Here is a 13117-nt window from a genome sequence, read left to right as displayed (position 1 = left end):
TGGTTCTCGAACCAATGGCGCGACCTGCCGGCACCCCCCGAGGATATTTGGACAAGTCGAAACGGCAGGGGCGCGGGGGGCGGATGGGCGATCCGGTCTAATGCGCCGGGTGGCGCACCGGGTCGATCAGGCTGCGTCCGCCATCGACCGTCAGGACCTGGCCCGTCACGAACCCCGCCCCGTCCGAGGCAAGGAACTGCACCGTCTCGGCCAGTTCCAGCGGGGCAGCGATGCGGTTCGCCGGGGTGCCGCGGCGGATGTCGTCGCGCCAGTCGGGGTTTTCCTTGAGGCTGGCCTGCAGGCTGGCGCTCATGACGCTGCCAAAGGCCACGCAGTTGACGCGGATGCGCTGCGGCGCCAGGGCCACGGCCATGGACCGGGTCATCTGTTCGATCCCCGCGCAGGCCATCGAATAGCCCAGAAGATCCGGGTGGGTCAGCCGCGCCGCGATGGACGACAGGTTGATGATGCAGCCGGCCGGGCCGGTGTCAGAGGATTTCTCGGCCTGAGCCACCATGCGCCGCGCGACATGTTGCGACAGGCGCAGCGAGGTCATCAGGTTCTGCGCCCACATTTCCTCGACCCCGTCATCTTCGGCGCAGAGCGGGTCAGACAGGCGCACGCAGCGATGGGCATTCACCAGCACATCCACCCGGTCAAAGGCATCGAGCGTGGCCGAGAGCAGGTTGTTGATGGTCAGCTTCTTGCGCAGATCGCCGCCGAACCAGCGCACCGGACCTTCGGCATGGGCTTCCTCGCCCAGGTCACGTTCCAGCGCATCCTCGTCCATGTCGGCGAACATCACATTGGCGCCGCGGTCGACGAAATGCCGGGCGATGGCGCGGCCGATGCCATGGGCGGCGCCGGTGACGATGGCGGTCTTGCCAGAGATCGAAAGCGTCATGCGAGGCGGTCCTTCAGGTCGGTCTGCGCGGGGCAGGGCGCGGCACGGGGCGGCTGGCGCGATAGAGGCGGAACCGGGAATCACCGCCCCGATCTTCGTGTTCGCGAAAGAGGTCGGCAAGCACGGGGTCATAGGGCAGGTGCCGGTTCGCCACCAGCCACAGCGTGCCCGAGGTGGTCAGCATGCCTGCCGCCGCCTTCAGAAAGGCGATGCCAAGACCGGGGTCGGCCTCGCGCCCGCTGTGAAAGGGCGGGTTGCAGACCACGGCGTCAAAGGCCCGATCCGGGCGAAAGCGCGTGGCATCCGCCCAGTGGAACCGCGCGCGCGGATCGGTGACGTTGCGGCGCGCGCAGTCCAGCGCCTCAGCCTCGGCCTCGATCAGATGACACTCGCTGACGCCCGCGCGGGCCAGAATGGCGCGCGCCAGATAGCCCCAGCCGGCGCCCAGATCGGCTACGCGGGGGGGCAGTTTCTCGGGCAGGGCGGCGGCCAGCAGGGCGGAGGCCGCATCCGGGCCATCGGCGGAAAACACGCCGGGGCGGGTGACAAAGCCGCCCGCGACCTGCAGGTCCTGCGCGGCCCAGGCGCCCAGGTCGACCCCGGCGGCAAAGCTGAAGATCTTGCCATGCGCCTTGGACAGCGGCGCCCCCGGCGCGGCCCCCATATCGCGCAGCTCGCGCCAGACCGATTCGATGCCGTCGGTCTTTTGCCCGTCCACCAGCACGGGCCCGCCAGGCACGACGCGCAAGGATGCCTCGGCCAGCAGCGCGCGGGCCAGATCGCGGGTGCGCGGCAGGCAGACCAGCGCGGCGGCATAGCCGCGATCCGGCGCGGTTGCCACGGCATAGCCCAGATCGGCAAAGGCATCATGGTCGGGCCGGAACCCTGTCACCACCTGGACCCGGTCCCGGCCCAGGGCGGACAGATCGTCCCCCGCACGCGGGCGCAACACCAGAATGCACCCCTCGGGGGGCAGCGACACGGCGCCATCTTCCAGCGCCAGGGAAAGCCGTTCGGAACGCATGGGCGGCCGCTTGCGGCCTTATTCCTTTTCCATGGTGCATTGCAGCGGATGCTGGTGGCGCCGCGCGAAATCCATCACCTGCGCGACCTTGGTCTCGGCCACTTCAAAGCTGAACACCCCGACCACGGCGACACCCTTCTTGTGGACCGTCAGCATGATCTCGAAGGCCTGGGCATGAGTCATGCCAAAGAACCGCTCCAGCACATGCACGACGAATTCCATCGGCGTGTAGTCGTCGTTCAGCAGCAGCACCTTGTAAAGCGGCGGGCGCTGCGTCTTGGGGCGTGTCTTGGTGACGACCGAGGTATCGTCGCCCGGTCCGTCCTTGCGGTCGGTCATGGTCCAGGCTTGGCGCATGGTATGGGGCCTCGTGTCTCGGATCGCGGAATGCCCGTCTATATAGACCATCCCGCCCCGGCAAAAAAGGCCCCCCGCCGGCCTTTGTCGCGCGGGGCCCTTTCATCTGTCCGCAAATATCCCGGGGGGACTTGGCGCGGCACGCGCCAAGGGGGGGCTGGCCCCCCGCGACAGATGCCGCCTCAGATCGCCTCGTGGCGCAGGATCGCGGCTTCCGAGGCGCTGAGGTTGCGCCGGGCATAGCCGCCATAGGCCGCCGGGTCCGGCAACAGCCCCATCAACCCCTGACGCTGCGCGGGGTCAAGCGTGTCCAGCGCGGCGCTCTGGGGGTGAAAACTCTCGCTCGGCACACCGTTGGCGAAAACGATCTGATGACGTTCCAGCAGGATATGCACATAGGTCACCTCGCGCAGGGCGGTATCCACCAGCACGCTATGATCGTTGACCAGATCCTGCGCGCGCACCAGCACTTCGGACGTGCCGAACAGCGCATCGGCGGCCGGGCCGCGGACCAGCATCCGGTGCTGCGGCGAGACCAGGAGATCGCCTTGCGGCCGCCCCTCGCCCAGACCAAGCGCGCGAATGCGCACCGGGCGCAGATGCGGCATGGCATAAAGCCGCGCCCCGGACATCCGCCGCTGACCCGACCACAGGATCTCTTGCGGGCCATCGTCGGCGGTGTCGATCCGGTCGCCGGGCCGCAGCGCTTCGATGGGGCGGGGGCCTTGCGGGGTGGCGATCAGCGTGCCGGGGGCAAAGCAGATCACCCCGCCCTCGGGTGGCAGGTCGCCGCCCAGCAGCCGGGCCGAGACATTCGATCGCACGATCCACAGATCCCGGCCCACGGGCGGCATCGGGCCGACGAACATCACCAGACGGGCGGCGCTGTCGGGCACGGGAACGATGGTGGCGGCCCAGGTCTGGCGCCCGTCGGTCAGCACAAAGCCCTGTTCGGGCGCCGATTCGGGGGCCTCTGGCGGCAGGACGCCATCGCGGGCCACCGCCGCGCCGACCAGGCGGCGCACCATCTGCGCCGCGCGCCGGTGCAGATCGTCCGCGCCCTCTGGCTGTTCCAGCAGCAGCGCTCCGGGGTGATCCACCCGCACCGCCTGACCCATCCAGCGCCAGCCCGCCCCCACCCGAAGCAGATCGGGGGCCGGCATGCGCAAGCCGTCGGCCTCGGTCTGAGACCACGAAATGATGTGAATGCCCCGGGTGCCCGGTGCCATGATGTTGCCCATTTGCCTGTGCGCGATTGTTGCGCGCTGCCTGCTCGATGGTGCTTTGCGCACCTGATTATGTCCGAAAGGTTAACAGGCCAGACGAAAGTATGCTAGGGCAGCCGGGCAACACCCGCCCGATAATCGCGCCGGGACAAGGCCTTGCCCCGGCTGCGCGGCCCGCTCAGGCGGACAGGACGATCAGGTCCGCCGCCGCCGCCGACAGCGTGACGGTGCTGCCGACCGCCGGGGGCGGGGTGTCGGGGCGGTTGAACAGATCTGCCGACAGCCGCTCGTGGCCCACATCCACCCGCAAGCGGATCACCGAGCCAAGGAAATCCACCTCGGCCACGCGGCCCGTCAGGGTCAATTCGCGCGACGGGTCGGCGCCCAGGCGCAACACCTCGGGCCGCAGGGCCAGGGCGACTGATCCGGCCGGCAGCGGGCGGTTCAGCCGGTGACGCGCGCCCGCAATTTCCACCTCGCCACTGGCGGGATCGACGACCCGCGCCTCGATCCGGCTGAGCTGGCCCACGAAACCGGCCACAAAGCGGGTGGCCGGCCGGTTGTAGATTTCGAACGGTTCGGCCACCTGTTCGGCCACGCCGCCGTTCATGACCACAACACGATCGGACATCGACAGGGCTTCTTCCTGATCGTGGGTCACGAAGATGGTGGTGATGCCCAGCTCGCGCTGGATCTGGCGAATCTCGGTGCGCAGGCTGACGCGGATCTTGGCGTCCAGCGCCGAAAGCGGCTCGTCCAGCAGCAGAACCTGCGGTCGCACCGCCAGCGCCCGGGCCAGCGCCACGCGCTGTTGCTGCCCGCCCGACAGCTGGAACGGATAGCGCGCGCCCAGATCGGGCAGGCCGATCAGCGCCAGCATCTCGGCCACCCGCGCCGCCCGCTGTGCCGAAGGCACACCGGCAACCTTCATGCCAAATGCGACGTTCTGCGCCACCGTCAGGTTGGGAAACAGCGCATAGGCCTGGAACACCATGCCGATGTTGCGCTGGTTGGGGCGCAGCCGGACCACATCCTTGCCGTCGATGCGGATCACGCCGGAACTGGGCGTTTCAAACCCCGCCACCATGCGCAGCACCGTCGTCTTGCCGCAGCCCGAAGGACCAAGCAGCGAGATGAACTCGCCCTTGTCCACCGCAAGGTTGAAGTCCTTGACGACCCGGTTCGTGCCGAAGGATTTTTCCAGATGTTCGATGTCGAGAAAGGCCATCAGCTCCGTGCCCGGTTGTGCTTGGAAAAGCGGGTGACAAGCTGGATCAGGCCCATGCAGGCCCAGGTGATCGCAAAGGCGATCACCGCCAGCGCCGCAGGTTCATAGGCGCGGTTGGCGCCCAGCACCTGCATGTAGGGGCCAAAGGCTGGCCGGTTCAGCAGTGCTGCCATGGTGAATTCGCCGATCACGATGGCAAAGGTCAGAAAGGCGCCCGACAGCACCGCCGTCAGCACATTGGGCAAGATCACCCGCGCCATGATGGTGATCCAGCCCGAGCCCAGCGATTGCGCCGCCTCGGTCAGCGTGGCCACGTCGATGGCGCGCAGCCCGGTATCCACCGCGCGATACATGTAGGGCAGCGAGAGCATGACATAGCCGCACATCAGCAAGATGTTGGTGCCCATCGCGCTGCCGGTCAGCGGCAGGAAGCTGGATGTGTTGTAAAGCCGGATATAGCCGAACACGACGACAATCGCCGGAATGACCAGCGGCAGCAGCGTCACGAATTCGACCCAAGGCCGCGCGGCAGGCAGCTTCAGCCGCACCCAATAGGCGGTCGGCACCACCAGCAGCACCCCTACCAGGATCGTCGCCAGCGCCATCAGCACCGAATAGCCGAAGGTCTGCTGAAACCGCTCGTCCGCCAGCACGACGGCATAGGCGTCCAGCGAATAGACGCCGCGCCGCATCCGCAGGCTGAATTCGGTCATGCCGATCAGCGGCAGGGCAAAGAACACGCAGCCGACCAGCAGCGTGCCCCAGGCGAACAGGCGGGTCATTTCAGCCACCTTTCGCTGCGCACCCGCAGCCAGATGTAAAGCCCGTTGGCAACGCCGGTGATCACGATCATGCCAAAGGCCAGCGCATAGCCCAGATGCGGATCGCCCAGCACGTCACCGCGGATCTGGGCGAACAGCTTGATCGGCACGATGTTCAATTGCGGACCTGTCAAGGCGAATGCGGTGGCAATGGCCCCGAAGGAATTGGCAAAAAGCAACGCAAAGGTGCCCAGCAGGGACGGGAACAGGATGGGCAGCGCCACCATGCGCCAGTATTGCGCGCCGGTTGCCCCCAGAATCGCCGCCGCCTCGCGCCATTCGCGCTTCAGCCCGTCGATGGCCGGGGCGATGATGAGGATCATCAGCGGGATCTGGAAGAACAGGTAAACCACCACCAGCCCCCAGAACGACAGCAGGTTGAACCCCATGGCGCGCAGGTTGATGCCGAATTCCTGCCGCAGCCACAGCGTGGCCAGGCCCACCGGCCCCAGTGTCGCCAGAAAGGCAAAGGCCAGCGGCACGCCGGCAAAGTTCGAGGCAACGCCCGAAAACGTCATCAGCGGCCCGCGCACGGCGCGGGGCAGCCCGCCCAGAATGACCGCCGCCGCCATGCCAAAGCCGACAAGGCAGCCAAGCGCGGCCGTGATCAGGCTCAGCTGGATCGACACCCAGTAGGACGACAGGATCGAGGGCGTGTTCAGCCCGCGGATATTGTCCAGTGTGAAGCTGCCATCGGGCGTCTGAAAGGCACCCACCACGATCTTCATCGTCGGCAGGATCAGGAACAGCAGCGCAAACAGCGCAAAGGGCACAAGGCCCAGCCAATGCGGATTGAACCGCAAGCGGCCGCCGGAGGAGGAGGATGGCATTGCCGGGCTCCGTCAGTCGGTCGCGGGGGCAGACGTGCCGCCCCCGCGCGCGCAGCCCGTGGGCCGCGCCTCAGATCGCATTACTGGACGTTCGCGCCGACGACGGAATCCCAGCCGCCGACCACGGTTTCCTTGTTGGCGCCCTGTTCCTCGATGGTCGGGAAATAGGCGTTGGCATAGGGTTCTGCCGGCGGCAGCGCATCCAGCAGCGCCTGCGGCACCTTGCCTTCGGCGACCATCTTGTTGAACCGCGCGGTGTGGCAATAGCCCTTGACGTAGCCGTTCTGGCCTTCGTCCGAGAAGATATGCTCCATCCACAGCTTGGCGGCGTTCGGATGCGGCGCATAGGCCGAGATCGCCTGAACATAGACACCGGCCAGCGTGCCCTTGGTCGGCACGGTCACTTCGACCGGCGGGTTGCCTTTCAGCGAATCGCGGGCGGCCAGGGCGTTATAGTCCCACATCACCATGATCGGCGTGGTGCCCTGGGCCAGCGTGCCGGCCTTGCCGATGACCGGAACGAAGTTGCCGGCATCGTTGAGTTCCTTGAAGAACTTCAGCCCGGCCTCGCCCGAGGCCTTGCCCGCAGCGGCGCCGCGCGCCATGCCGGCCGACAGAACGCCCAGGATCGCCTGGTTCGAGGCGCGCGGATCGCCTGCCAGCGCGACCTGTCCGGCATATTCCGGCTTCAGCAGGTCTTCCCATTCGGTCGGGGCGGTGTCGACCAGGTCCTTGTTGGTGACAAAGGACATCACGCCATAATAGGCGCCATAGTAATAGCCATCGGCGTCCTTGACGTTGTCGCCGATCTCGTCCCAGGTCGAGACCTTGTAGGGCGCGATCAGCCCTTCGGCCTTGGCCTGCGGGCCGAAGGCCAGACCCACGTCCAGCACGTCGGGCGCCTGCGGGCCCTTGTTGTCCTTGTTGGCGCGGACCGCTTCCAGCTCGTCGGCCGAGCCCGCGTCGGGGTTCAGCTCGTTCACGGTGAGGAAGGGGTATTTCGCCTTGAAGCTGGCAATGATCTCGCCATAGCCGCACCAGTCATGCGGCAGGGCGATCGTGGTCAGCATGCCTTCCTTCTTGGCGCCTTCGATGATGTCTTCCATCGACTGGGCGCTGACCATCGCGTTCGAACCGAGCAGGGCGGCAATTGCCAGGCTCGCGGTCATCATCCGTTTCATGTCTCTCTCCGTTGGAACAGGGCCGGATCGGCTGGCCTCTTGTAGAATCTGGTTTGCAACCGTTCTGTGACGGTTTTGCAGGTGGTTGCAGGCGATTGTCCGCCAGAAGGCAGACATAAAACCGTTACACTTGGCAAGCACGGAATTTGACCGGACGGGCGAAAAGCCACTTGACCGGCATCATGGCGCGGGAAAACGCGCCCGTCATTGCCCGGATGGCGCGCATTTGCGCGCAAAATCGCGCCTTTCGCGCCGCCTGCGCGCACCGCCCCTGCGATCAGCCGCGCGCGCGGGCGATCACCTCCAGCAGATGCGCGTGCACGGCGGGGCTGCCGGCCACGACCCGGCCGTCGGACCCGAATCCCAAGGGGTTGCCATCCCAGTCGGTCATCACGCCGCCTGCGGCCTGAACCAGCGGCAGGACGGGCAGATAGTCATAGGGTTCAAGGCCATGATCGACCACGCCATCCACCCAGCCGGCGGCCAGCTGGACATAGGTATAGCAATCCGCCGTCTCGCGCACATAGCGGGCCGCACCCAGCAGCGCATCGGCAACCGGCCGGTCGGCCAGCAGCACGCGGCGCAGCTCGTTGATGCAGACAAAGGCATCGGCAGGCGCCACGCCCTGCCGCACCGCAATCGGCCGGTCGTTCAGAAAGGCGCCGAAACCGGGGCCGCCAAGCGCCACCTCGCCCAGCACGGGCATCTGCACGGCGCCCATGACCGGGCGCCCCTGATACAGATGGCCCAGCAGCATGCCCCACAGCGGATGGCCCGAGATGAAGCTTTTCGTGCCATCGACCGGGTCGATGACCCACAGATGGTCATGGCCCTGGGTGTCGCCGCCGAATTCCTCGCCATAGATGCCATGGTCGGGGAACCGCGCGGCAATGGCTGCCCGCAGCGCCTGTTCGGCGGCGCGGTCGGCGCGGGTCACCGGGCTTTCATCTGCCTTGGCCTCGACCGCGATGCCCGCGCGGAAATGGTCCAGCGGGACATCGCGCGCCTTGGACAGGATATCGCGCATGGCGCCTGCCAGCGCCGTCAGATCGGGGGTCATGCCAGATGCTCGCGGAATTCGGCGACCACCTTGTCATAGACCGCGCGCTTGAAGGGCACGATGGCCGCCAGCATGTCATCGGCCTGCACCCATTTCCAACGGGAAAACTCCGGGTGCTCGGTGTCGATGCGGATCTGGTCGTCGGTGCCGGTAAAGCGGAACAGGAACCACTTCTGCCGCTGGCCGCGGAACTTGCCGCCCCAGACCTTGCCCAGCAATTCGGGCGGCAGGTCATACAGCACCCAGTCGCTCGTCTTGGCGACGAACTCGACCAGATCGCTGGTGACCCCAGTTTCTTCCCACAATTCGCGCAAGGCGGCCTTGCGGGGCTTTTCGCCCTCGTCAATGCCGCCCTGGGGCATCTGCCAGGCAGGGCTTTCGCTGTCCAGCCGCTGCCCGGCAAAGATCAGCCCGTCGCGGTTGACCAGCATGACGCCGACACAAGGGCGATAGGGCAGATCGCTCACTTGCCCACCGCCGCCGCGCCGCGCAGGATGTCGATGGCATAGGCCAGCTGATAGTCATCCGCCCGCAGCTTGGCCGAGGCTTCGGCGCGCGCGGCTTCTTCTTCCAGCATGCGCTTTTCGTCCTCGGTCATCGAATCGTTGGTCAGGCTGCCGCGCAGGCTGGCCTCGGTGCGGGTGCGGTCGGGTTTGGCCGCCGCCGTCTCGTCCACCGGGGTGCGGGGCGGCTGCTGGACCAGAATGTCGGGGTGAACCCCCAGCGCCTGGATCGACCGGCCCGAGGGCGTGTAATAGCGCGAGGTGGTCAGCCGCATCGCCCCGTCGCCGCGGAGCGGGATGACCGACTGGACGGATCCCTTGCCAAAGCTTTTCGTGCCCACAAGGATCGCGCGGTGATGGTCCTGCAAGGCCCCCGCCACGATTTCCGAGGCCGAGGCCGAGCCGCCGTTGATCAGCACGACCAGCGGCTTGCCCCCGGTCAGATCGCCGGCCGTCGCATTGAACCGCTCGCCATCGCCGGCCTTGCGGCCACGGGTGGACACGATCTCCCCCTGTTCCAGGAAGGCATCGGCCACCTTGATCGCCTGGTTCAGCAGCCCGCCGGGGTTGTTGCGCAGATCCAGCACCACGCCGTTCACCTTGTCGGCGCCGCCGGCTTCCTCGAACACTTTCTTCAAGCCCGATTCCAGCCCCGGATAGGTCTGGTCATTGAAGGTGGTCAGCCGGACAACCGCCGTGCTGCCTTCCAGCCGGGCGCGGGCGACGGTCAGCTTGATGGTGTCGCGGATGATCGAGACGTCAAAGGGTTCGGCCGTGCCCTGACGGACCACGGTGATCACGATTTCCGACCCGACCGGACCGCGCATCTTGTCGACCGCCTGATCCAGCGTCAGGCCCATGACCGATTCCCCATCGACATGGGTGATGAAATCGCCCGGCTGGATGCCCGCGGCCGCCGCCGGCGTGTCGTCCATCGGGGTCACGACCTTGACATAGCCGTCTTCCTGCGTGACCTCGATCCCCAGCCCGCCGAACTGGCCGCGGGTCTGCACCTGCATGGCGTCGAAGTCCTTTTTCGCCAGATAGGACGAATGCGGATCCAGCGAGGTGAGCATTCCGTTGATCGCCGCCTCGATCAGCTTTTCAGGCTCGACATCCTCGACATACTGGGCGCGGATGCGTTCGAACACGTCGCCGAACAGGTCAAGCTGCTGATAGACCGAGGCCTTGTTCGCCGCCTCTTGCGCCAGAAGCGGGCCTGCCAGCTGCGTGGCGATCACGGCTCCGGCGACAGTGCCCCCCAAGGCGGCCAGCACATATTTCCTCATGGCGTCGTCCTATTCCTTCGCTTCGGCGAACCAGTCGCCGGGGTCCACGGGCTGACCGCCCTGTCTGAGTTCCATATAGAGCGTTTCCGACCCCGAGGATCCAGAGGCGTTTCGCATCTCTTGCACAAGGCCATGGCTATCGTCCGTCCCGCCCATCAGGCCAAGCGGGGCGCCTGCGGCCACAACCTCGCCCACCTCGCCATACATCGTTCCAAGGCCGGCGAGCACCAGAAGATAGCCGGGACCGGGTTCCAGGATCATCACGTTTCCGTAGTCGAGGAACGGGCCAAGATAGCGGATGGTGCCCGACCATGGCGCGGTGACCAGGGCCTTGGGGCGGGTGGCCACCACAAGGCCGGGGCGTTCGATCCCGGCGGCGTCGGCCTCGCCATAGCGGCGCAGGATCTGGCCGACGACCGGCATGGGGATCCGGCCCATGGCGCTGGCGAAATCGGCAAGGCCGGTGTCGGCGGCGTTCAGGTCGGGCGCAAGGCCGGTCGCCAGCGCATCCAGCGTGTCGGCATCCTGGATCATCAGCTTCAGCCGTTCAGGATCGCCCGTGAAGCGCAGCGGCAGCGGGCCGCGTGCGGCGATGGCCTGGCTCAGGGCGGTGCGCGCCTCTTGCGCGGCGGTCAGGCCGCGTTGCAGCGTGTCGGCGGCGGCGGTCTGCTGGCGGCGCAGATCCGCGACCTCTTGCAGCTCGGCGCGCAGCTGGGTCACCTCGGCCTGCAGGGCAGGCGTCACCTCGGCCAGCATCATGCCGGACCGCGCCGTGCCCAAGGGGCCCGAAGGGTGCAGCAGCAACAGCGGCGAGGGATCGGTGCCCATGGCCGACATCACGCCGACCAGCCGGGCCACGCGGTCGCGCTTGGCCTCGAAGCGCATCAGCAGGGCGGCTTCGCGGATGGTGGCCTGGCGCAGAACCTCGCGCAGGGCGCCAAGGCCCTTTTCATAGGCGGTGATGGTGCGCGTCAGGGCCGCGACCTGATCCCTGCCGGCGGTGGCCTGTTCCAGCGCCTCGATCGCGGCGATCAGATCGGCGCTGGCCGCGCCCGCCTGTTCGGCCACCGTCGCGGCGCGGGCGGGCAGGGCGGACCCTGCCAGCATCAGCGCCAGAAGGGTGGCCCGCAAGATCATGCGATCAGGCTCTGCCCGGTCATTTCGGGCGGCTGCGGCAGGCCCATCAGCTGCAGCAGCGTGGGCGCCACATCGGCCAGCCGCCCATCGCGCAGCCGCACGCCTTCGGGCCCGCCGATCAGGATCACCGGCACCGGGTTTGTCGTATGCGCGGTATGGGGGCCGCCCGTCACCGGGTCGACCATGGTTTCGCAATTGCCATGATCTGCCGTCAGCAGCATTGCCCCCCCTGCGGCCGTGATGGCCGGGATCACCTGTTGCAGCCCGCGGTCCACCGCCTCGCAGGCCGCGATGGCGGCGGGCAGGCTGCCCGTATGGCCCACCATATCCGGGTTGGCATAGTTGACAACGATCAGGTCATAGCCATGGGCAATGGCTGCGAGGAACTTTTCCGTGACCTCGTCCGCCGACATCTCGGGCTGCAGGTCATAGGTCGCCACCTTGGGCGATTTCGGCATGAAGCGATCCTCGCCCGTCGCCGGGGTTTCCTGCCCGCCATTGAGGAAAAAGGTGACATGCGGGTATTTTTCCGTCTCGGCCAGTCGGAACTGGGTGCGCCCGTGCTTGGCCACCCATTCGCCCAGCGTGTTGACGATGGTCTGCTTGGGAAAGGCGGTGGACATGAACCTGTCGTGGTCCCTGGAATAATCCACCATGCCCAGCATGATCAGGTCGGGGCGCCCCTCGATGTCGAATTCGGCAAAGCCGGGCTGGCCAAGCGAGAGCAGGATTTCCCGCGCGCGGTCGGCGCGGAAGTTCAGGCAGAAGACCCCGTCGCCATCCTTCATGCCGGCGTAATCCCCGATCACGCGCGGCTGGATGAATTCGTCGGTTTCCGAGGCCTCATGCGCCATGGCGACGGCCTCGGCCGGGGTGGCGGCCGGGAAACCCTCGGCCTTGACCATCGCCTCCCAGGCGCGTTCGACCCGCTTCCAGCGGTTGTCGCGGTCCATCGCCCAGTAGCGGCCGATCACCGTGGCAATCCGGGCACCGGCAGGCAGACCCTGTTCCAGCGTCCGGATATAGCCAGCGGCCGAGACCGGCGCCACATCGCGCCCGTCGGTGATGGCATGGACCGCCACCGGAACGCCGGCGGCCGCGATCATGCGGACGGCGGCCAGGATATGAGTGATGTGGCCATGCACCCCGCCATCCGAGACCACGCCCATCAGATGCGCGGTGCCGCCGGTCGCTTTCAGCTTGTCGATGAAGGCCAGGATCGCCGGGTTTTGCTGAAAGCTGCCATCCTCGATCGCAAGGTCGATCTGGCCCAGATCCATCGCCACCACCCGGCCCGCGCCGATATTGGTGTGCCCGACCTCGGAGTTGCCCATCTGGCCGGTGGGCAGGCCGACATCGGGGCCATGGGTGATCAGCGTGGCATGGGGGCAGTTGGCCCAGGCGTCGTCAAAGGCCGGGGTCTGCGCCAGATAGGGGGCATTGGCGGTGGTGTCGGGCGACAGGCCCCAGCCATCGAGGATGCAAAGGACGACGGGTTTGGGATGAGTCATCTGGGGCCTCCGGCTTTGGGCGAGGTTTTAGCGGGGATGGCGGCGG

At 67.1% G+C, this 13117-nt stretch carries 13 protein-coding genes; all 13 read right to left on the bottom strand.

The window, feature by feature from the left end; all coding sequences use genetic code 11:
* Positions 1-97 precede the first annotated feature (97 nt).
* A complete protein-coding gene (locus G481_RS0119250; protein ID WP_028031437.1) occupies positions 98-904 on the bottom strand; it encodes an SDR family NAD(P)-dependent oxidoreductase in 807 nt (268 codons plus the stop codon).
* Positions 905-917: 13 nt separating this feature from the next.
* Positions 918-1928, bottom strand: coding sequence for a class I SAM-dependent methyltransferase (locus G481_RS0119245; RefSeq protein WP_028031436.1), 1011 nt, complete (start codon positions 1926-1928; stop codon positions 918-920).
* 18 nt (positions 1929-1946) lie between these two features.
* Positions 1947-2267 carry an ATP-dependent Clp protease adapter ClpS gene (gene clpS / locus G481_RS0119240; RefSeq protein ID WP_028031435.1) on the bottom strand — a complete coding sequence of 107 codons (321 nt, stop codon included), beginning with the start codon at positions 2265-2267 and terminating at the stop codon, positions 1947-1949.
* A 200-nt stretch (positions 2268-2467) separates the two neighbouring features.
* Entirely contained in the window at positions 2468-3514 is a 1047-nt protein-coding gene (locus G481_RS0119235) for a Hint domain-containing protein (RefSeq protein WP_028031434.1), read from the bottom strand.
* A gap of 175 nt (positions 3515-3689) precedes the next feature.
* Positions 3690-4739 (bottom strand): ABC transporter ATP-binding protein, encoded by a 1050-nt coding sequence (locus G481_RS0119230; protein WP_028031433.1) that lies wholly within the window; start codon positions 4737-4739, stop codon positions 3690-3692.
* Positions 4739-5521 (bottom strand): ABC transporter permease, encoded by a 783-nt coding sequence (locus G481_RS0119225; RefSeq protein ID WP_028031432.1) that lies wholly within the window; start codon positions 5519-5521, stop codon positions 4739-4741. Before G481_RS0119225 ends, G481_RS0119230 begins: the two co-directional genes overlap by 1 nt.
* On the bottom strand, positions 5518-6390 hold the full coding sequence (locus tag G481_RS0119220) for an ABC transporter permease (protein ID WP_028031431.1): 873 nt from the start codon (positions 6388-6390) through the stop codon (positions 5518-5520). The genes G481_RS0119225 and G481_RS0119220 overlap by 4 nt, the downstream gene beginning before the upstream one ends.
* 80 nt (positions 6391-6470) lie before the next feature.
* Entirely contained in the window at positions 6471-7571 is a 1101-nt protein-coding gene (locus G481_RS0119215) for an ABC transporter substrate-binding protein (protein ID WP_035026804.1), read from the bottom strand.
* 277 nt (positions 7572-7848) lie between these two features.
* On the bottom strand, positions 7849-8631 hold the full coding sequence (locus tag G481_RS0119210; protein WP_035026803.1) for an inositol monophosphatase family protein: 783 nt from the start codon (positions 8629-8631) through the stop codon (positions 7849-7851).
* Positions 8628-9098, bottom strand: coding sequence for an RNA pyrophosphohydrolase (locus G481_RS0119205; protein WP_028031428.1), 471 nt, complete (start codon positions 9096-9098; stop codon positions 8628-8630). The genes G481_RS0119210 and G481_RS0119205 overlap by 4 nt, the downstream gene beginning before the upstream one ends.
* A complete protein-coding gene (locus G481_RS0119200) occupies positions 9095-10423 on the bottom strand; it encodes a S41 family peptidase (protein ID WP_028031427.1) in 1329 nt (442 codons plus the stop codon). The genes G481_RS0119205 and G481_RS0119200 overlap by 4 nt, the downstream gene beginning before the upstream one ends.
* Before the next feature lie 9 nt (positions 10424-10432).
* The gene (locus G481_RS0119195) at positions 10433-11557 is read right to left on the bottom strand and encodes a murein hydrolase activator EnvC family protein (protein WP_028031426.1); all 1125 of its coding nucleotides are present in this window, start codon (positions 11555-11557) and stop codon (positions 10433-10435) included.
* Positions 11557-13071 carry a 2,3-bisphosphoglycerate-independent phosphoglycerate mutase gene (gene gpmI, locus G481_RS0119190; RefSeq protein WP_028031425.1) on the bottom strand — a complete coding sequence of 505 codons (1515 nt, stop codon included), beginning with the start codon at positions 13069-13071 and terminating at the stop codon, positions 11557-11559. The genes G481_RS0119195 and gpmI overlap by 1 nt, the downstream gene beginning before the upstream one ends.
* Positions 13072-13117 lie beyond the last annotated feature (46 nt).

The sequence above is a fragment of the Gemmobacter nectariphilus DSM 15620 genome (assembly GCF_000429765.1).
GTDB classification, from domain to species: Bacteria; Pseudomonadota; Alphaproteobacteria; order Rhodobacterales; family Rhodobacteraceae; genus Wagnerdoeblera; species Wagnerdoeblera nectariphila.
Note: the sequence above shows the minus strand (reverse complement) of the source record. Positions and strands in the feature narration are given on the sequence as shown.

Coding starts and splice junctions, on each gene's coding strand:
- G481_RS0119200 (WP_028031427.1), bottom strand. CDS start 10,423: ATGAGGAAATATGTGCTGGCCGCCTTGGGGGGCACTGTCGCCGGAGCC.
- G481_RS0119220 (WP_028031431.1), bottom strand. CDS start 6,390: ATGCCATCCTCCTCCTCCGGCGGCCGCTTGCGGTTCAATCCGCATTGG.
- G481_RS0119245 (WP_028031436.1), bottom strand. CDS start 1,928: ATGCGTTCCGAACGGCTTTCCCTGGCGCTGGAAGATGGCGCCGTGTCG.
- G481_RS0119225 (WP_028031432.1), bottom strand. CDS start 5,521: ATGACCCGCCTGTTCGCCTGGGGCACGCTGCTGGTCGGCTGCGTGTTC.
- G481_RS0119230 (WP_028031433.1), bottom strand. CDS start 4,739: ATGGCCTTTCTCGACATCGAACATCTGGAAAAATCCTTCGGCACGAAC.
- G481_RS0119250 (WP_028031437.1), bottom strand. CDS start 904: ATGACGCTTTCGATCTCTGGCAAGACCGCCATCGTCACCGGCGCCGCC.
- G481_RS0119235 (WP_028031434.1), bottom strand. CDS start 3,514: ATGGCACCGGGCACCCGGGGCATTCACATCATTTCGTGGTCTCAGACC.
- gpmI (WP_028031425.1), bottom strand. CDS start 13,071: ATGACTCATCCCAAACCCGTCGTCCTTTGCATCCTCGATGGCTGGGGC.
- clpS (WP_028031435.1), bottom strand. CDS start 2,267: ATGACCGACCGCAAGGACGGACCGGGCGACGATACCTCGGTCGTCACC.
- G481_RS0119215 (WP_035026804.1), bottom strand. CDS start 7,571: ATGAAACGGATGATGACCGCGAGCCTGGCAATTGCCGCCCTGCTCGGT.
- G481_RS0119210 (WP_035026803.1), bottom strand. CDS start 8,631: ATGACCCCCGATCTGACGGCGCTGGCAGGCGCCATGCGCGATATCCTG.